We start from the raw sequence: 19,712 nt of genomic DNA, 5'->3' as shown, positions 1-19,712 counted from the left end.
CGGAAACTCACAATAGCCAGGCCGGGTAGGGGGATCCCGTCAGGATTCCATCACATACATCTGGTTGTGCAAGGCTGCCTTGAGGACGGCCTGGGCCGTTGTCTCCACTGCCAGCGCGTCCCGGGCCAGGCGCAGGTGCTTTTCGACCGTGGCCGGGGTCAGGCCCATGAGGATCGCGATGTCCTGCGTCGTCTTGCCATCTCCGACCCATTGCAGCGCTTCCCGTTGCCGTTTGGTGAGGGCCCGGTTCGGAGGACTATAGGGTAGGGTGAGGATTTTCAGATGCGCCACGTTGTTCATAAGGATGATATCGCTGCCGTGTTCAACCCAGATCGCATCGACCTCGTCCTGGGACAGCTCACTGCGCGCAGCCAGCGAGATCGCACCTTTGAAACGCGCCGAATTGGAATGAAAGCTGACCGTATAGCCCGCGTTCATCTTCATCTTTCTGTTGAACTCCAGCACCCGTTCGCCATCCGGGCCAAGCTCACCATTCTCGATCATCCTCTGAATCAGATGCCAGCTGCCGGCGCCTTCGTTTTCCAGTGCCCAGCGCAGCATCGGCGCGCTGGAATAAAGGCCCCGGTGCAGGAACCCGTTCAGGTACTCCGGCGAATGGTTGGACAGCACGACAAAATCTTCCGGATCCCCCAGAGAGGTTTCTGTCTTGTAGCGAGTGTATCCGTAAATCAGCCTGTCAAATTCGAACTTTGCCATCTGATCCACGTGCCCATGCCACAGCTCTTCGAGCGTCTTGGCCCCGCACACGAAATGCAGATAGTCAGAAAGGTTCATTCAGGCTCCGCCTCTCGTTCAAAATGCTTGGCTAGGGCATCGATGGCAAACAAATACCCCTGTGTTCCAAAACCGCAAATCTGGCCGATGACGGCACGCGAGATAAATGACCTGTGGCGAAACTCTTCGCGGGCGTGGATGTTGGATAGGTGGACCTCAACGGCGGGAATTTCAACCGAAAAGAGCGCGTCCATTAGCGCAATTGACGTATGCGTGTACGCGCCAGCGTTCAGGATGACCCCGGAATGGGTGCCGCGCGCCGCATGAATGGCATCCAGCAACACACCTTCGTGATTGGATTGCAGGCAGACAGCCTCAAGACCCTGCGCTCTGGCATGGGCAACGCAGGCTGCTTCGGCCATTTCCAGGGTTTCCCGTCCGTAGACTTCCGGCTGGCGCGTCCCCAGAAGATTAAGATTCGGACCATTGAGGATCAGAATACTGCGCATCGCATTATCCTTGTGCAGTTCATGTCCCGGAAACTACAGGAGAACTTTATTAAAAGCGACGGCGTATATGCGCCTTTTTGAACGTGTTCCTACTTTGTTACAGAGAGTTTACTTCGCGGAAGGTGCAGCGCCATCATCCGGCCTCCTGTGGTGCTGCACCCCAAATGTTAATCGTTGGTCAGGACGATTTTGCCCAGCGCCTTGCGGTCCTGCACAAGGTTCAGCGCAGTGGCAGCATCCTGCATCTTCAGGGTTTCGCTGATACGTGGTTTGATCTTGCCTTGCTCGTAAAGGGCGAACAATTCAGCCATGTTTTCTGCATGGCCCTTGGGGTCACGATAGACAGAGGCCCCCCAGAACACGCCTACGATATCACAACCTTTCAGAAGCGGCAGATTCATAGGGATTTGCGCGATGCCGGCCGGGAAGCCAACGACCAGAAACCGGCCTTCCCAGGCCATCGCCCGCAAGGCTGGTTCCGAATAGGCGCCGCCCACGGAGTCATAGACTACATCAACACCATCTTTTCCCGACAGGGCTTTGATCTGGGACGAAAAATCTTTCTGCTGCCCCTTGTCGAGGCTGCGGCCGTAGACCAGCGTTTCATCCGCTCCAACCTCGCGGCAGAAGGCAGCCTTGTCGTCCGAAGACACTGCCGCGATCACCTTGGCGCCCATCGCCTTGCCCAGTTCGATGGCAGCCACGCCGACACCGCCGGCAGCCCCCAGGATCAAAAGGCTTTCGCCCGGTTTCATATGCGCGCGGTCCTTCAGCGCGTGATAGGATGTGCCATAGGTAAAAACGAAACAGGCGGCGTCCTCAAACGGCATCGCGTCGGGAATACGGATCGCCTGCGCTGCGTCGATGCAGCGATGGGTCGCAAATCCACCATGGCCTGTCAGTGCCAGAACCCTATCCCCAATGGCGTAGCCTTCGACACCCTCACCAATGGCGGCGACCACTCCGGCGATTTCACCGCCGGGCGCAAAGGGGCGCGGGGGCTTCATCTGATAGAGGTCCTGAATGATCAGCGTATCGGGAAAATTGACGCCGGCGGCACGGATTTCTACCAACAATTCCCCCTTGGCAGGCGCCGGGTCCGGTAGCTCCGTCCATGTCAGACTCTCGGGTCCGCCGGGCTCGATGCTGAGCATTGCTTTCATGTTTTTTCCTCTTCCCACCAGTGTCAGATGCCAAAATTACGTAAAGTCTTGGGGCTGTCTGGAGCGTTGTCAATGGAATAGCGAAATGCAATTCTGCTATGTGAAACATCACGAGCCGGGTGGAACCATGGGGGGAGATCATGACCACGAGTACACAGCCGGAGTTTGCGGATACACCTGAGTTTCGCAAGCAAATCCGGGCATGGCTGGAGGAGAATTGCCCCGACGACATGCGCGATGGCGCCAGTGGCGAAGGTGCCATCTGCTGGGGCGGCAAGACTTGGGAGTTTTCTTCTCCCGCGCAGAAACTCTGGCTGGATCGCTGCGCTGCTGCCGGACTGACGGTTCCAACCTGGCCGCGTGCCTATGGCGGTGCTGGCCTTACCCGGGCGCAGGACAAGATCCTGAAAGAGGAGATGGCAGAACTGGGCGCGCGCTCGCCGCTTGATAGTTTTGGAATCTGGATGCTCGGCCCGGCCCTTTTGAAGTTCGGCAGCGAAGAGCAGAAGCAAACCTACCTGCCGCCCATTGCGCGCGGTGAAATCCGTTGGTGTCAGGGCTATTCTGAGCCGGGCGCGGGTTCTGATCTTGCTGGAGTTCAGTCACGGGCCGAGGATCGAGGCGATCACTGGCTGGTCAATGGGCAGAAGATCTGGACCTCTTATGCGGACAAGGCCGATTGGATTTTTGCGCTGCTGCGCACCGACCGCGACGCGCCCAAGCATAAGGGAATTTCCTTTATCCTGATGGATATGAGTTCAAAAGGGGTTTCGACCCGCCCGATCCGGCTGATTTCCGGCGCCTCGCCATTTTGCGAAACCTTCTTTGATGACGTTGAGGTGCCGAAATTTCAGGTGGTCGGGGACGTGAATCGGGGCTGGGACGTGGCCAAATACCTGCTGACCCACGAACGCGAGATGATCAGCGCCGGCGGGCAGACCATGGGCGCGGGCCGGGCGCTGGGAGCGGTTCTGGGCGATGCGGAAACCGGCCAAAGCGATCCGGTGCTGCGAGCCGACGCGATGCGCACGGAAGTCGACGCATTGGCGATGGAGATGACGCTGGAACGCTACAAGGATCAGGCTGAAGGCGGGCAGGGCGTCGGTGATGCCTCTGCGATGCTGAAATATGCCGGAACCGAGCTCAACAAACGCCGACTGGAACTGGTGATGGCCGCAGGCGGCAGCGATGCACTGGACTGGGATGACGGGCGTGCGCCCTCCTGGCTGCGCACCAAGGCGAACTCGATCGAGGGCGGCACCTCCGAGGTGATGCTGTCGATCATTTCCCGCCGCATTCTGGGGCTTCCGGGGTAAGACTGATGCTGAAACTCATTCAAACTGAAGAAGAAATCATGCTGCAGGAAGCCGCCCGGGGGCTTTTGGACAGATCCGCTCCAGTCTCGCGCCTGCGGGAGTTGCGCGACGCCAACCAGACCCGCGACGATGCCTTATGGCAGGAAATGGTCGATGCGGGCTGGGCCGGGATTTTGGTCCCGGAAAGCGCAGGCGGCGCTGACATGGGGCACGCCGCCGCCCATGTGCTGGCAGGTGAAATGGGCCGGACGCTTGCCGTCAGCCCGTTCCTGAGCACAGTCGTCATGGCGGCGACGGTTTTGCGGCGGCTTGATGATCCACGATGTCAGGCGGCACTGGCGCAGATTGCCAGCGGCGCGCGGACCTATGCCATTGCTGTTGATGAAGGCTCCAAGTTCAATCCGGAGCGCATTGAACTCACGGCAGAAAAGCGCGGCAACGGCTACGTCCTGAAGGGTGAAAAGCGCTTTGTCGTGGATGGAGGAAATGCCGATCACGTGCTGGTTCTGGCGCAAAGCGAGGACGGCCCGTGCCTGTTTGATCTGCCTGCTGACCGCGCGGGGCTGAGGTGCAATGTATCTGCGATGATCGACAGCCGCGACGCGGCACGGCTGGAGTTTGATGATGTTACCGTCTCGGGCGACGAATTGCTCGGCGCTGCCGGGGATGGCAGGGCACTGTTGCGTTATGGGCTGGAGGCCGGGCAGGCTGCCCTTGCCGCCGAAAGCACCGGTCTGGCGCAAGCGGCCTTTGCCATGACCACCGAGTATCTAAAAGAACGGAAGCAGTTTGGTGTCACCATCGCCAGTTTTCAGGCCTTGCAACACCGCGCCGCGCATCTGTGGTGCGAGATCGAGATGACAACCTCAGCCGTGCTGCAGGCAGGCCGGATTCTGGACGCTGATCCGGATGCCGCCACGTTGGCGGTTTCAGTGGCCAAGGCGCGGGCGACTGATACGGCGCAACTCGCCGCGCGCGAAGGCGTGCAGATGCATGGCGGGATCGGCATGACCGACGCCTATGACATGGGTTTCTATATGAAACGCGCCCGCGTCGCGGCAGAATGGCTGGGTGATTACGGCTACCACGCTGCGCAGGTGGCGCGGCTGCGCGGATTTTAAAGGACAGGATATGATGGATCTGTTTTCACTGGAGGGCAAAACCGCTCTGATCACCGGCGGCGCCACAGGCATTGGCCGGATGGCAGCCGAAGCGATGGTGCGGGCCGGGGCGCGGGTGCTGATCGCATCGCGCAAAGGCGACGCCTGCGTCGCGGTCGCAGAAGAGTTGAACGCGATGGATGCGCCGGGATCGGCTGAAGGTTTTGCCGCCGATATCGGCACAGTCGAAGGGATCGATGCGCTGGTCGAGGAAATCAAGGCCCGCACCCCCGCTCTGCATATCCTGATGAACAATTCCGGGGTGACCTGGGGCGCGCCGCTGGGGCAGTTTCCCCATAAGGCCTGGGAAAAGGTGATGTCGGTCAACGTCGCAGGGGTCTTCGATCTGACACAAAAACTGCTGCCGCTGCTGATTGCCTCCTCGGATGCGGATGATCCGGCGCGGGTGATCAACGTCGGTTCGGTCATGGGGGAAATCCCGATGGGTGATGGCGCCTACAGCTATGCCGCGTCAAAGGCCGCGGTGATCCATATGTCCAAAATCCTGGCCAAGGAGCTTGCCCATCAGCACGTCACCGTCAATGCGCTGGCACCGGGGCCGTTTGTGTCGCGGATGACCGCCTTTGCCACTGGCGATGAGGAGAAGCGTGAAAAGGTCGGCAATGATGTGCCGCTGGGCCGCGTCGGGCGGGACGATGACATCGCCGGCTGCGTGCTGTTTCTGGCCGGGCGCGGTGGGTCCTACGTCACCGGCGCAGTGATCCCCGTATCCGGCGGTATCAATGTGATGTCGGGGCACAACCTGTTCCAAAGCGCGCTCGACTGACGAATAAAAACAAAGACTTGAGGTTATAAGATGACTGACGCCACCTGGTCCCGGAATGAGGATCACCTGCCTGCCGCCCTGCGCGGATTGCGCATCCCGCTGATCGCATCGCCGCTGTTTATCATTTCGGTGCCGGAGCTGGTGATCGCCCAGTGCAAGGCTGGGATCATCGGGGCCTTTCCGGCGCTGAACGCACGCGAAGCTGAGGGCGAGCCGCCATTACTGGAGGCCTGGCTGAAGCAGATCACCGAAGAGCTGGACCGCCACAATCAGGAAAACCCGGACCGTCCGGCAGCGCCCTTTGCCGTCAATCAGATCGTGCACCGGTCCAACACCCGGTTGGAACGGGATCTGGAGATTTGCAGCCGCTGGAAAGTACCGGTTTGGATCACCTCGCTTGGCGCGCGCCCCGAGGTGAACGAGGCAGCACATTCCTGCGGCGGCGTGGTGCTGCACGATGTGATCAACAACCGCTTTGCCAAGAAGGCGATCGAAAAAGGTGCCGACGGTCTGGTGGCCGTGGCCGCCGGTGCCGGCGGGCACGCCGGGCAGCAATCGCCCTTCGCCCTGATCCGCGAGATCCGCAGCTGGTTCGATGGTCCGCTAGCCTTGTCGGGCGCCATTGCAACCGGCGAATCCCTGCTGGCCGCGCGTGCCATGGGCGCCGACTTCGGCTATGCCGGCTCGCCCTTTATCGCCACGCATGAGGCAAACGCCCAAAGCGAATACAAGGACATGATCGTCGAATCCGGCGCCGAGGATATTGTCTACTCCTCTTTGTTTACCGGGGTTTGGGGGAACTATCTAAAGAAATCCGTGTCCCGTGCAGGTATGGACCCGGACAACCTGCCGACCGCGGATGCCTCCTCGATGAACTTTGGCAGCGGGTCGTCCAAACCAAAGGCGTGGAAAGAGATCTGGGGGTCCGGGCAGGGCATCGGCGCGGTGACCGAGGTTTGCTCGACTGCGGAACTGGTGGACCGTTTCGACCGCGAATACCGCACCGCAGGGGCGCGGCTGGCGGCAGAGTTTACAGGCTGACCCATGGCAGAAATTCTTGTGGTCCGGCACGGGCAAGCCTCTTTCGGTGCGGACAACTACGATGAGTTGAGCGAAAAGGGCCGCAATCAGGGGCGCCTGTTGGGCGATACCCTGCGGGCGATGGGCTGGACCCCGGATCGCGCCATCACCGGCGCTCTGGCGCGGCAGAAACAGACGTTGCAGGAAATGGGATTTGACGTCGCCCCGGAAGAGCATGCAGGCTGGAATGAATATGATTTCCACGATCTGCTGCACAGCCGGTTCGGCGGGCAGGCCCCATCCGAGGTGATCCAGGACCGCAAAACCCATTTTCGCGCCCTGCGCGAAACCCTTGCCGAATGGCAGCAGGGCGGCGTGTCCGGTGCCTCGGAAAGTTGGGCAGAGTTCATCGCCCGGGTTGAGGCCGCGCGTCAACATGCGGCGGATACTGAGGCCGAACGTGTTTTGGTGGTCAGTTCCGGCGGGGTGATTGCCCGGCTTGTCGCCGCAACGTTGCAGGTTCCGGACAGCCAGATGATTGCCCTGAACCTACAGGTCAAGAACACCTCCCTGACCCGGTTCATTTCCGGAAGGGGGAAGTTTTTCCTGCATGAATTCAACTCAGTACCGCACTTTCATGATGCAGAGCGCGCAAAGCTGATGAGCTATAGCTGAAGGAGCAAGAGATGAGCAGCGATACCCAGACCCTGGACATTGATGCGATCCGGACTTTCCTTGATGGGCGTCTTCCCGGCTTTGACGGCGCGGTCGAGGTGCAAAAATTCGCAACCGGACAGTCGAACCCGACCTTCCTGATTAAAACGCCAGCAGGGCAATACGTTCTGCGGCGCAAACCGCCGGGGGTGCTGCTGAAATCTGCCCATGCGGTGGACCGTGAATTCCGGGTGCAAAAGGCGCTGGCTGATACCGAGGTACCGGTGGCCCGGATGCATCTTCTGTGCGAGGACGACAGCGTGATTGGCTCGGCCTTCTACATCATGGACCACGTTGCGGGGCGCAATTTCACCGATCCTGTGATGGGCGATACCCACCCCGCAACCCGCGGCGCGGTGATTGACGATATGAACCGGGTGCTCGCGGCGCTGCATGACGTCGATGTCGACGCGGTGGGGCTTTCGGACTATGGGCCGCCCGGCAACTATTTCGAACGTCAGCTGGGCCGTTGGACCAAGCAATACAAGGCCTCGGAAACCCGGACCATCCCAGAGATGGACGAGCTGATGAAGTCCCTTGAGGAACAGATGCCCGCCGATGACGGTCAGCGCGGTCTGGTCCATGGCGATTACCGCATCGACAATATGATCTTCAGTTCCGATGAGCCGCGCTGCCTTGCGGTGCTGGATTGGGAGCTTTCGACCATCGGACATCCCTATGCCGATCTGGCGGGTGTGATCATGCAGTGGCAGATGCCACCGGGACAAGAGGGGCGCGGATTGGCCGGGCTGGATCGCAAGGCACTCGGCCTGCCGTCGGATCAGGAGTTCATCGAGGCCTATTGCCGCCGCCGTGGCCTGCCGGAGATCGACAACTTCGGCTTCTACCTCTCGTTCAGTTTTTTCCGGATGGCGGGCATTCTTCAAGGGGTCCTGAAACGCGCGCTGGATGGCAACGCATCGAACCCGGAACGCGCCCGCAAGCTGGGGGATTTTGTTCCCATCTTCGCGCAAAGTGGACTCAACGCACTGAGCAGCACCAAGTAAGGCGACACGCCGGGCAGGGCGGGTCACTTGCCGTTGCCGCATGGCTGCTCGCCGCTTTGCGGTCTTATAGAGGCCGTCAGTTTTGGCGGCCGTTTTTCAAGAATATCGGATTTTTACACGCGGCGGGCCAACGACTTGCGTGGTTTTACGTATCTCTTAACACTCGACCCGTAGCCAAAGGCTGCGCATTATGGACTGAAACATGGCTCGTGGTCCGCCGCGGCCAATTGGGAGGAACACGTCAATGACAGAGGCTGGCTGGCTGAACACCAGGGACCTTGGTGACGGAATCGTAGAACTGCAACTGGGACGGGCGCCGGTCAACGCGCTGAGCGCGGATTTCCTGATGGAGTTCGCAACCAAGATTGACGAGATGGGACAGGGTCCGGCGGTCAGCGCCATCGTGTTGAAAAGCCCGTTCAAAGTCTTTTCCGCCGGGCTGGATCTGAAAGAAGCGCAGGAGTTCGATCTTGAGCAGCAGCACGCCATTGTGCGCGGCCTGAACGAAGGCTTCCTGGCGCTTTACAGCTGCCCGAAACCGGTAGTGGCTGCTGTTGGCGGCGCTGCAATTGCCGGTGGGTTGTTTTTCGTTCTGGCCAGCGACGTGCGGATCGGCCACTCCAGATCCGCCTATGGACTGGCCGAGGTGCGCGTCGGCGCGGACTTCCCGATCGGGCCGCTGGAAATCGCCAAAGCTACGCTCGACAGCAACACGCAGCGGCGCCTGATGCTGACCGGGCAATCTATCGGTCCGATTGCAGCGCGCAATTATGGCCTCGTCGATATCATCGCCGAGGATATGGAGGATCTTGAGATCTACGCGCTGCGCGAGGCCCGTAAGCTGGCGGAATTGCCGCCGCAGACCTTTGCCTCGGTCAAGATGCAGCTGCGCGGCGAGGTAATCAACCGCATCAAGGCAGGGATCGCCGCAGGTGGTAACGCACCAGAGGGTGGCTGGTTCAATTCCGAAACCAAGGCCGCGATGGAAAAGATGATCAGCGGCCGGGGCGAGTAGGCACACCGGCCCGCACCAAGACAGACAGGGAGGAAATCAATGCTGGACCACGACCGGCTGGACCGCGTGAAGGCATGGCAGCAACGCTATGTGGATCAAAGGAAATATGCCGGCAGTTCGGTCTTGATCAACGAAGGTGGCCAGGAAGCGTTCTTTCACGCAACGGGTCTGAGAAATATCGAGGAAGGCCTGCCTTTTACCCGCGATACGCTGGTACGGATCTATTCGATGACCAAACCGGTGACCTCCCTTGCCATCATGATGCTGCTGGAAAAGGGGCTGTTTCACCTGGATGCGCCGGTGTCGGATTTCATTCCCGAATTCACCGACATGCAGGCACTGGTCCCAGGGGCAACGGCAATTGATCAGGTTGAACCCAGCCGGGCGCCGACGCTGCATGAACTGCTGACCCATACCAGCGGTCTCAGCTATCCTTTCAACCCCGGCGTTTTGCCCGCAGCCATGGAAGAGCAGCAGCTGATGTTCAAACCGGGGCAGGGTAAATTGGAAAAGATGGCGGAGGAACTGGCTGCCTATCCGCTCGCCTTTCAACCCGGCACACGCTGGGAATACTCGGTCAGTATCGATGTTCTGGGCCGCGTCGTCGAAGTTGTTTCGGGCAAGACACTTGGCGATTTTTTTGAAACCGAAATCTTTGCTCCGCTCGGCATGACCGAGACAGCGTTCCGGGTCCCGCGTGGCACCGGTGATCGCTTTGCCTCGCTCTATACTCCGCTCGCCGGGGATGCGATGGCGCTGAATTCGGCAAAGACCGGCGGCGAAACCCTGCGCCTGACGGATCTGCACGGGGGCTCTCCGTTTGAAACGACTGAGATGATGTCTGGTGGCGGCGGGTTGGTCGGAACCATCGATGACTACATGAAGTTTTCCGAAATGCTGCGGCGCCGCGGCGCCCATAAGGATGGCTATCTGATCAGCCCGAAAACCGCTGATTTCATGATGCGGAACCATCTGCCTGGGGATATCGCCTCCATGGGGCCGCAAAGTTTTGCCGAACAGCCGATGGAAGGCATGGGTTTTGGCCTAGGCGGCGCCGTGGTGATGGATCCCGGTCGGGCGCGCTGCCCCGGGTCCGTAGGTGACTTTAGCTGGGGCGGCATGGCTTCGACCTTCTTCTGGATGGACCCGGTGTTGGATCTGTCGGTCGTGTTCTTTACCCAGCTGTCGCCCAGCAGTTCCTATCCCTCGCGGGCTGAGCTGAAGGCGCTGGTACATGGGGCAGTGATCTGATGAGCGATATTCCCGACCGTAAGATCCTGTGGACCCCAAGCGCGGAGCGCGCCGAGGCGAGCCGCATGGCGGCATTCGAGCGCTGGCTAGCTGCGGAGAAGGGAAAAACCTTCGACGATTACAATGGCCTGTGGGAGTGGAGCGTTTCCGACCTTGAAGGGTTCTGGGGCGCATTGGCCGAGTTCTTTGATCTGGAATTTACCACGCCGCCAAGCTGTATCTTGGGCAATCGCAGCATGCCTGGCGCAGAATGGTGCCCGGGCGGAGAGTTGAACTGGGCCAGGCACATTCTGCGGCAGGTCGACAAAACCCCGCAGGAACAGGCGCTTGTCGTTCATTCTGAAACCTTTGGCCGTTCCGAGCTGACCTGGGCCGAACTCGCAGCTCAGGTGGCCAGCGTAGCTGCAAACCTGCGGGCCATGGGCGTCGGGCAGGGCGACAGGGTCACCGCCGTTTTGCCCAATACCGAGGCCGCGATTATCGCCTGTCTGGCCACCGCCAGCCTTGGCGGCATCTGGTCGCTTTGCGCGCCGGACATGGGCCATGTCGCCATTCTGGACCGGTTCCGCCAGATCGAGCCCAAGGTCCTGATCTATCAGGACGGATATGTGCATGCGGGCAAGACCATGGACCGGCGCGAAGTGCTGACCACCATTGCCGACGGCCTGCCAAGCGTGACCCACCGCGTGGTACTGCCGGTGGTCGGTGATCTGCCCGATGGCGCAACCCATTGGCATGATATGATCGGGGATGTTCACGCCCCGCTGGAGTTTACGCCGGTTCCTTTCGATCATCCGCTGTGGGTGGTCTATTCCTCTGGCACCACCGGGAATCCTAAACCCATCGTGCACGGGCACGGTGGCATCCTGTTCGAAGGCGTCAAGCAATCGCTTCATCAGGATCTGAGTTCCGACAGCCGGTTTTGCTGGCTGACGTCGTCGGGCTGGGTGATGTGGAACGCGCAATTCGTGGCCTTGGGGCAGGGCGCAACGACACTGCTTTATGACCGGGCGCCGAACCACCCCGATATGCTGGACCTGTGGCGGTGCTGCGCGGATGAGCGGATCACCTACCTGGGCGTCGGCGCCGCTTATATCACCGCCTGCGTGAAATCCGGCATCAGACCCGGGCATGATCTTGATCTGTCGGCGCTGGTCTCGCTGGGCACCACTGGATCGCCGCTGACCTCGGATGGCTATGACTGGGTGTATTCCGAGGTAAAGGCCGACATCTGGCTGGCGCCGATCTCCGGCGGTACCGATCTGTGCGGCGCCTTCGTCTGCGGCAACGTCATGCTGCCGGTGCGCGCGGGCGAAATGCAGTGCCGCGCGCTTGGCAATGCGGTGCGCGCATTTGATGAGACCGGTCAGGAAGTGATCGGCAGCGTCGGAGAGCTGGTCTGCACCGAACCTTTGCCGTCTATGCCCTTGTTTTTCTGGGGTGATGAAGACGGATCGCGCCTGCATGACAGCTATTTCGATACCTATCCCGGTATCTGGCGCCATGGCGACTGGATCGAAATCACACCCGAGGGCGGATCGGTGATCTATGGCCGATCGGACGCGACGATCAACCGGCGCGGGCTGCGGCTTGGCTCTTCAGAAATCTATCAGGCCGTCGAAGGTCTTGAGGACGTGCTGGACAGCCTTGTTGTCGATCTGGAATTCCTCGGGCGTGACAGTTTCATGCCGCTGTTCGTGGTTCTGGCCAACGGGCAGGAACTGGATGACGCCATGCGCGACAAGATCCGAAGTGCGATCCGCAGCGGCGTGTCGGCGCGGTTCGTGCCTGATGAAATAATCAGCGTCCCCGAAGTCCCGCGCACGCTTTCGGGAAAGAAGCTGGAAGTGCCCGTGAAAAAGCTGCTACTTGGAGGGGACCCCGCAAAAGTCGTGAACCGTGACTCGATGGCCAACCCTGACAGTTTCGATCTGTTCATCGCCTATGCAAAGACGCGGGAGGCTGGTTGAGGAAGGCGCCATAGATGAATGATGTTGGGAAGGTTTTGCTCAATCTTCTGGATCTGGAGCGGCTGGATACGAACCTGTATCGTGGCATTGGCTCCGGTGGTGAAACCCCCATGCGGATTTATGGCGGGCAGGTTATCGCCCAGGCACTGACGGCAGCCTATGCCACGGTGTCTGGGCGGTTGTGCCATTCGCTGCATGCCTATTTCATTCGGCCAGGCGATCCCGCAAGCCCAGTCATTTATGAGGTCGATCCGGCCCGCGATGGCGGGAGTTTCACTACCCGGCGCGTCATCGCCATTCAAAACGGCAAGCAGATCCTCAACCTTGCCGCATCGTTCCACAAGGAAGAACCCGGCTGGAGCCACCAGCACACAATGCCGGATGTCCCGCCGCCGGATGGGTTGCAGAGCCGTGATGAGCTGCACGAGCTGCACGCCCACCGGATTTCAGAGGACATGCGCGAGGAATTCACCCGTCAGCGTCCGTTCGAAATCCGCGATATTGAGCCGCGCGATCCGCTGGATCCCCAGGTTTGCAGCGATATCAATCACATGTGGATCAGAATGGAATCCGCCAAGGACGCTGGGCCAGAGCTGCAACATGTGCTGATGGCCTATGCATCGGACTTTGGTCTCTTGGGGTCCGCGCTGCGTCCACACGGCCTGACCTGGTACAAGCCCGAAGCGATGACCGCGAGCCTGGACCATGCCATGTGGTTCCATGCACCGGTGCGGTTTGAAAACTGGCACCTTTATACGATGGATTCACCTTTTGCCGGGAATGGCCGCGGCTTTAACCGCGGCTCGATCTACACGCAGGATGGCCAACTGGTGGCCAGCGTTGCACAAGAAGGGCTGATGCGACCGATCAGCAGCTGAGTGCGTCTTCAAAAATCACGTGTTATCAAAGCGATCGCGCAGTTTCTGCATGCCGGTGATCCAGCGGTCATAATCGGCCGTCTTGGCCCGCATGTAGCTTTCGACCTTGGGGTGTGGCAGCACCAGGAACTTGCCAGCCTCAATCGCTTCGGCGCAGGCGGTGGCCACATCTTCGGGCTCCAGAAGCCCGTCGACACTGGCGACGCTGTTTTCTAATCCACGGGTCATTTCTGACCGGACGGCCTGCGGGCACAGGACCGAAACGCCTATGCCCTGATCGCCATAAGTGATTGCCAGCCATTCAGAAAAGCCAACGGCCGCGTGTTTGGTGACGCCATAGGGCGCGGCGCCGATCTGGTTGAGCAGACCTGCGGCCGAGGCCGTGTTCAGGATGTATCCGCCGCCGCGTTCCAGCATACGTGGCACCAGATGCCGCGCGGTCCAGACGTGGGACATTACGTTGATGTCCCAGATCCTCTGCCAGTCGTCATTGCTGATCTCAAAACCGCCGCGGGTCAGGATACCAGCGTTGGCGCAGAACAGGGTAATCGGTGCGATCTCGGTTTCCACACAATCGACCAACGCAGCGATGCTGTCCTCGGATGCGACGTCCACATGCTTGGCAGTGCCGCCGATCTCGATCGCCGTTGCCTCAGCTCCGGCAAGATCGATATCGGCGCAGATCACATGCGCGGCGCCCATCTGCGCAAATTTCTCGGCTAGTCCTTTCCCAATCCCATGGGCAGCGCCGGTGACGACAACACAGCTGTTTTTGATTTGCATGATTGATCTTGCGCTCCATATTTGACCCGAATTCACGCTAGCCGGAGCAAGAGGAGCTGCCAATCCCGTGTGACGGAACGGAATTCCAGATATATAACATAATACCAATTATGCGATTGTTGGGTGGTAGCAACAGGGCGCCACTATGATGCGCCCTGTCGACAATCAATCAGGTTGCTGCATTGCGCGCCTATGCGCTGATCTTGTCACGCGGCTGTGCTGCGCTCAGCGTTTCAAAGGCTTCATTTTGGGACAGGAAGATCTGGCCGCTCAGCGCATCCAGGAAATGGCTGCGTTTCAGACGATCCATGACTGGCCCTTTAACCTCGGACATATGCAGCTGGATCCCCATGTCAGACAGCCGTTGGTTCATTTCCTCAAGCGATTCAAGCGCACTCAGATCGATTTCGTTCACTGCGGAGCACATCAGCACGACGTGTTTGATCTCATCACGGCCTTCGTGCACGCGCGCCAGGATCAGGTCCTCCATACGCCGCGCGTTGGCGAAGTACAGGCTTTCGTCGATCCGTAGCGTGACCAGCGAAGGATCGGTCACCACGTTATGGCGGTGAATGTTGCGGAAATGCTCGGTTCCCGGCACCTGCCCCACCTCGGCCACGTGCGGGCGCGAGGTCTTCCAGACGAACAACAAAAGCGAGACCAGCACACCAGCAGCGACACCGGTTTCCACACCAACCAACAGCGTCAGCAGGATCGTGGTCAGAACCGCGGCGAAATCGGCTTTGGAATAGGTCCAGGCAGTTTTGAGAATCTTCAAATCAACCAGTGAAAGGACCGCAATGATGATGGTCGCTGCCAGTGTTGCCTTGGGAAGGAAATACAGCAGCGGAGTCAGGAACATGGCGGCAAAGGTCAGCCCAACGGCGGTGAAAGCGCCCGCAGCCGGGGTGCGCGCACCGGCGTCAAAGTTAACGACCGATCGAGCAAAACCGCCTGTCACCGAATAGCCACCAGACAAGGCAGAGGCCAAGTTCGCAGCGCCAAGAGCTTTAAGCTCTTGGTTGGGATCAATTTTCTGACGGCGCTTGGCGGCCAAGGTCTGCGCGACCGAGACACTTTCAACATAACCGATAATGGTGATCAGCGCTGCGGGACCAATCAGGGCCGGAACCAGCGCCCAATCGATCATCGGCAGGCCAATCGGCGGCAGACCGGTCGGCACCTCGCCAACCACGGAAACCCCCATCTCAGGCAGGTTCAGCGCCCAGGACAATACGATCGTTCCGATGACGGCAAAGACCGGGCCAACCCGGGCTGCGGTTCCGGCGGCGCTTTTTGACAGGCCGACCTTTTGGTGCAGCACGTTCGCCATATGTCGGCGGACCCAGATCAAAAAGCCGAGGGCCAGCGCGCCGACCCCGAGGGTCCAGAAATTGACCTGACCAAGCCCCTGCCCCAGCGACAGCAGAATTTCCGGCAGATTGTGACCATGCGCGGGAATGCCCAGAAGGTGTTTCATCTGGCTTACCGCGATCAGCAGGCCCGAGGCCGTAATGAAGCCGGCAATCACCGGATGCGACAGCAGATTGGCAACAACGCCAAGACGCAAGGCCCCCATCGTTGCCAGCATCAACCCGGACAGCAGTGCCAGCACGGCGGCGGCGGCAGTGAACTCTGCAACGGTGTCCAGACCCAGCGGCGCCAGCGCAGATGCGCTCATCAGCGAGACCACGGCAACCGGCCCCACGGCCAGGGCACGCGAGGTGCCGAAGATCGCATAGGCCACCAAAGGCAGGATCGACGCGTAAAGCCCGACCTCGGCAGGTAGCCCGGCGAGCAAGGCATAGGCCAGTGACTGCGGGATAAGCATGATCGTGACGATCACTGCCGCTGTCATATCCCCGGTGAAATCAGGGCGGTCATACCGTCGTCCCCAGTCCAAAATTGGAAACAGGGATTTCAAGTCGATGCGGGACAGTGGCGAAGACATTGCGGAGGCTTTCCTGAGAATGGATGGCGCCGCGCACCCGATCAGGTGTCAACGCGCTCAATACATATTCGTAAAAGCATATATATATTCGATGAGAGGGAGGAAAGCCCTTTCATTAAAATTGTTACCGCACGCCCCTGTACGCCCTCGTAAAACACTGTTAAAAAAAATTAAACACAAAGGATACTGCAAAGCAGCTCTTCAATTTCTGCCGGTGTTATTGCAAAAACACCGGGGCAATTCTGCATGTTGCGACTGGCAGAAACGCAGGTCCGGTGTTTAGCCGCACAAGACGGGGAATGCGCCCCTCCCTGCCCTTTGCGATTTTCTATGGATTCACGTCGAACCTTCGGACTTCAGGGCCATTTGCGTGTTTACGCCTTTCCTTGAGAACTTGGCCTCAACGCCATGCTCAGATGCTGATGGCATCCCATGGCGGTTAACTTCGGTAAATGGTGGGTGGACGGCGGCTGACCGTGCGGGAGGTTGCTAAAAGTAAGCACGGGCAATTTGAAGCATCCCTTGCTTCTGCTGCAGCGTTAACCTCTGCCTTTACTGTTTTGGATCCATTTTGCAGGGAGCCGAGCGAAAATCCTGTGCCTTTGTCTTTGCAGTGATGTGAGGACGAGGGCGACCTGCATTATTGCAGGCCTGAAATGCAAAACCGCAAGGCCGGTGGGCACTTGCGGTTTCGAGACTGATGTCAGTCAATCGGGGCCAGAACGCGGAAATTAACGATCTGGCCCCGGATTTTGGCGCTATTCGTTAAAAGAACGCCTGCAGACCGGTCTGAGCGCGGCCCAGGATCAGCGCGTGAACGTCGTGCGTGCCCTCATAGGTGTTGACCGTTTCCAGGTTCACCATGTGGCGGATGACCTGGAATTCCAGGCTGATGCCATTGCCGCCGTGCATGTCGCGGGCCATACGAGCGATATCCAGCGCCTTGCCACAGTTGTTCCGCTTGACGATCGAGATCATCTCGGGCGCGGCATTGGCGGCATCCATCAGGCGACCAACACGCAGCGAGGCCTGCAGGCCAAGGGTGATTTCGGTCTGCATATTGGCCAGTTTCAGCTGGAACAGCTGGGTGTTGGCCAGCGGACGTCCGAACTGGGTGCGGTCCAGACCATACTGACGTGCGGCGTGCCAGCAGGCTTCGGCGGCGCCCATCGCGCCCCAGCTGATGCCGTAACGCGCGCGGTTCAGACAGCCAAACGGCCCCTTGAGTCCTTGCACGTGCGGCAGCAGCGCATCTTCACCGACTTCGACGCCATCCATGACGATTTCACCGGTGATGGAGGCACGCAGCGACGCCTTGTTCTGGATTTTCGGCGCGGAGAGGCCCTTCATGCCTTTTTCCAGCACGAAGCCACGGATCTTGCCGCCGTGCTCTTCGGATTTAGCCCAGACGACAAAGACATCGGCGATCGGCGCGTTCGAAATCCACATCTTGGAGCCGGTCAGCTTGTAGCCGGTTGCGGTCTTCTCGGCGCGGGTTTTCATGCCTGCGGGGTCGGAACCTGCGTCGGGCTCAGTCAGACCAAAGCAGCCGATCCATTCACCAGATCCCAGTTTCGGCAGGTACTTCTTGCGCTGCTCTTCACTGCCATAGGCGTAGATCGGGTACATCACCAGCGAGCTTTGCACCGACATCATCGAGCGATAACCGCTGTCGACGCGCTCAACTTCGCGCGCAACCAGGCCGTAAGACACATAGCCTGCCCCCAACCCGCCGTATTCCTCGGGGATGGTGGTGCCCAGCAGACCCATCTCACCCATCTCGCGGAAGATGGCAGGGTCGGTGTGTTCGTTTTCATATGCTTCGGTAACACGCGGCTGCAGCTTTTCCTGCGCATAGGCGCGGGCCGAGGCAGCGATCATGCGCTCGTCTTCGTTCAGCTGGTCGTCCAGACGCAGCGGATCTTCCCAGTTGAAGCCGCTCAGATCGGGCGCATCCTTGGCCCGCAGTTTAGGTGCATCGGTCATGTCTTGCCCCTTTGTCGTTGATGTTGAAACCTGCGGCGACCCTAACGGTGGGTTAAGAAAAAAAACAGCGAGACTTTTGCAAGCATATATGAGTAAACAGCATACATGAGTGCACCGCGTCGTTTCCTCCCATCCATTTCCGCCCTGCGCGCGCTGGAGGCGCTGGATCGTTTGGGCAGTGCATCGGCGGCGGCGGCCGAATTGTCGCTGACGCAAGGCGCGGTGAGCCGCCAATTGCAGGCGCTCGAACGGCAGCTTGGTTTGGACCTGGTGCATCGGGACAAGAAAAAACTGACCCTATCGCCCGAGGCGCAGGAATACGCATCGGAAATCCGTGCTGCGCTGAACCAGATCGCCCAATCGACGCTGCGGCTTCAGACCGCGCCACTGGCCGGAACGCTGAATCTGGCGATCTTGCCCGCCTTTGGTATGCGCTGGCTGATGCCGCGCCTGCCGGAATTCGCCCGGCTCCACCCGGATGTGACCATCAATATGACGACGCGGTTGGAGCCTTTCAGCTTTGCTAGCGAACCCTTTGATGCGGCGATCCATTTTGGCCGCGCTGAGTGGCCCGGTACCAGTTCACTACTCTTGAAACATGAGCAGCTCTTGCCGGTCTGCGCGCCGGATCTGGTGGCGGGCACGGCATTGCGCGGACCCAAGGACATTCTGAACCTGCCGCTCCTGCATATTCAGACCCGGCCTGAGGCCTGGCCGGATTGGTTCGCCGCACAAGGCGTGGAGGCACCAGAGACCGTTAGTGGTACAATGTATGATCAATTTGCAACCATTACCCAGGCGGCAATGCACGGGTTGGGGGTAGCCCTGATGCCGGATTACCTGGTGGAGCAGGACCTTGCGACAGGGCGGTTGGTGGCCTTGCACCCTGCCCCGACAGAAACGCGCGGCGCCTATTATCTGGTCTGGCCGACCAGCAAATCCAACGCGCCTGCGCTGCGCAAATTCCGCGACTGGCTGGCCACCAAGGCGCAGCCCGAAGATCCGCTGCCGCGCTGAACCACGCCCAGCCAACAGACAAAACAAAGGGGGTGCCGTCCGTACACCCCCTGTACACCTGATGTGCACCCTGCGTGCACCGCTGCGGCCCCATGCATGGGGCCAAGCGGGACACGCAATCCGGGAAAAGCTAGCCGAGCGCGTAGCCCGCGCCGCGCACGGTCCGTACGGGATCGTCGCCGCCATGCTGGGTCAGCGCCTTGCGCAGCCGCCCGATGTGAACATCCACGGTGCGGGTGTCGACGTAGATGTCCCGGCCCCAAACCCGGTCCAAAAGCTGTTCCCGGCTCCAGACCCGGCCCGGCTTTTCCATGAAGGTTGACAGCAGGCGGAATTCGGTCGGCCCCAGTTTCAGGGGCTGGTCCGAGCGGCTGACCTTGTGGGTCTCCGCATCCAGAATGATGTCGTCAAACTCCAGCCGCACGCCAACGGTGGACGGACGCACCCGGC

General features: G+C 59.9%; 18 protein-coding genes. 11 read left to right on the top strand and 7 right to left on the bottom strand.

Features of this window, described 5'->3' with window-relative positions; genetic code table 11:
- Positions 1-39: 39 nt before the first annotated feature.
- The 3 genes from C6W91_RS16915 to C6W91_RS16905 form a co-directional block, all read right to left on the bottom strand.
- Positions 40-795, bottom strand: a complete 756-nt coding sequence (locus C6W91_RS16915) for an autoinducer binding domain-containing protein (RefSeq protein ID WP_274837077.1) — start codon at positions 793-795, stop codon at positions 40-42.
- Positions 792-1,244: a type II 3-dehydroquinate dehydratase gene (gene aroQ / locus C6W91_RS16910; protein ID WP_274833605.1), complete on the bottom strand. Its 453-nt coding sequence runs from the start codon at positions 1,242-1,244 to the stop codon at positions 792-794. Before aroQ ends, C6W91_RS16915 begins: the two co-directional genes overlap by 4 nt.
- A 167-nt stretch (positions 1,245-1,411) precedes the next feature.
- Positions 1,412-2,407, bottom strand: a complete 996-nt coding sequence (locus C6W91_RS16905; RefSeq protein ID WP_274837076.1) for an NADPH:quinone oxidoreductase family protein — start codon at positions 2,405-2,407, stop codon at positions 1,412-1,414.
- Between the two features lie 140 nt (positions 2,408-2,547).
- Between C6W91_RS16905 and C6W91_RS16900 the strand changes: the two genes are divergently transcribed.
- The 10 genes from C6W91_RS16900 (at position 2,548) to C6W91_RS16855 (ending at position 13,525) form a co-directional block, all read left to right on the top strand.
- Entirely contained in the window at positions 2,548-3,723 is a 1,176-nt protein-coding gene (locus C6W91_RS16900) for an acyl-CoA dehydrogenase family protein (RefSeq protein ID WP_274837075.1), read from the top strand.
- A gap of 5 nt (positions 3,724-3,728) precedes the next feature.
- Entirely contained in the window at positions 3,729-4,844 is a 1,116-nt protein-coding gene (locus C6W91_RS16895; protein ID WP_274837074.1) for an acyl-CoA dehydrogenase family protein, read from the top strand.
- A gap of 10 nt (positions 4,845-4,854) precedes the next feature.
- Entirely contained in the window at positions 4,855-5,670 is an 816-nt protein-coding gene (locus tag C6W91_RS16890) for an SDR family NAD(P)-dependent oxidoreductase (protein WP_274837072.1), read from the top strand.
- 30 nt (positions 5,671-5,700) lie between these two features.
- Positions 5,701-6,711 (top strand): nitronate monooxygenase family protein, encoded by a 1,011-nt coding sequence (locus C6W91_RS16885; RefSeq protein WP_274837071.1) that lies wholly within the window; start codon positions 5,701-5,703, stop codon positions 6,709-6,711.
- A 3-nt stretch (positions 6,712-6,714) separates the two neighbouring features.
- Positions 6,715-7,365, top strand: a complete 651-nt coding sequence (locus C6W91_RS16880; RefSeq protein WP_274837070.1) for a histidine phosphatase family protein — start codon at positions 6,715-6,717, stop codon at positions 7,363-7,365.
- Positions 7,366-7,376: 11 nt separating this feature from the next.
- Entirely contained in the window at positions 7,377-8,411 is a 1,035-nt protein-coding gene (locus C6W91_RS16875) for a phosphotransferase family protein (protein ID WP_370571169.1), read from the top strand.
- Positions 8,412-8,655: 244 nt separating this feature from the next.
- Complete coding sequence (locus tag C6W91_RS16870; RefSeq protein WP_368981482.1) at positions 8,656-9,426, top strand: enoyl-CoA hydratase/isomerase family protein; 771 nt, start codon at positions 8,656-8,658, stop codon at positions 9,424-9,426.
- Positions 9,427-9,465: 39 nt separating this feature from the next.
- The gene (locus C6W91_RS16865) at positions 9,466-10,677 is read left to right on the top strand and encodes a serine hydrolase domain-containing protein (protein ID WP_370571168.1); all 1,212 of its coding nucleotides are present in this window, start codon (positions 9,466-9,468) and stop codon (positions 10,675-10,677) included.
- Entirely contained in the window at positions 10,677-12,647 is a 1,971-nt protein-coding gene (locus C6W91_RS16860; protein ID WP_274834140.1) for an acetoacetate--CoA ligase, read from the top strand. The genes C6W91_RS16865 and C6W91_RS16860 overlap by 1 nt, the downstream gene beginning before the upstream one ends.
- A 14-nt stretch (positions 12,648-12,661) precedes the next feature.
- The gene (locus C6W91_RS16855; protein WP_274833587.1) at positions 12,662-13,525 is read left to right on the top strand and encodes an acyl-CoA thioesterase II; all 864 of its coding nucleotides are present in this window, start codon (positions 12,662-12,664) and stop codon (positions 13,523-13,525) included.
- A 15-nt stretch (positions 13,526-13,540) separates the two neighbouring features.
- On the opposite strand, the gene C6W91_RS16850 is transcribed toward C6W91_RS16855, so the two are convergent.
- The 3 genes from C6W91_RS16850 to C6W91_RS16840 all read right to left on the bottom strand — a co-directional run bounded on the left by C6W91_RS16850 (position 13,541) and on the right by C6W91_RS16840 (position 18,245).
- Positions 13,541-14,308 (bottom strand): SDR family oxidoreductase, encoded by a 768-nt coding sequence (locus C6W91_RS16850; protein WP_274837067.1) that lies wholly within the window; start codon positions 14,306-14,308, stop codon positions 13,541-13,543.
- Between the two features lie 190 nt (positions 14,309-14,498).
- Entirely contained in the window at positions 14,499-16,259 is a 1,761-nt protein-coding gene (locus C6W91_RS16845) for a SulP family inorganic anion transporter (protein WP_274866564.1), read from the bottom strand.
- 765 nt (positions 16,260-17,024) lie between these two features.
- A complete protein-coding gene (locus C6W91_RS16840; RefSeq protein WP_274866565.1) occupies positions 17,025-18,245 on the bottom strand; it encodes an acyl-CoA dehydrogenase in 1,221 nt (406 codons plus the stop codon).
- A gap of 105 nt (positions 18,246-18,350) precedes the next feature.
- Here C6W91_RS16840 and C6W91_RS16835 point away from each other — a divergent pair, with 105 nt between their 5' ends.
- Complete coding sequence (locus C6W91_RS16835; RefSeq protein WP_274866566.1) at positions 18,351-19,262, top strand: LysR family transcriptional regulator; 912 nt, start codon at positions 18,351-18,353, stop codon at positions 19,260-19,262.
- 130 nt (positions 19,263-19,392) lie between these two features.
- Here the strand turns inward: C6W91_RS16835 and C6W91_RS16830 are convergent.
- On the bottom strand, positions 19,393-19,712 hold a 320-nt coding region (locus C6W91_RS16830), incomplete at its 5' end, for a winged helix-turn-helix domain-containing protein (protein WP_370571166.1).

Origin of the sequence: Phaeobacter sp. SYSU ZJ3003, from assembly GCF_041300735.1 — a bacterium.
Taxonomy (GTDB): domain Bacteria; phylum Pseudomonadota; class Alphaproteobacteria; order Rhodobacterales; family Rhodobacteraceae; genus Phycobacter; species Phycobacter gallaeciensis_A.
This window is presented reverse-complemented; position numbering and strand designations above follow the sequence as displayed.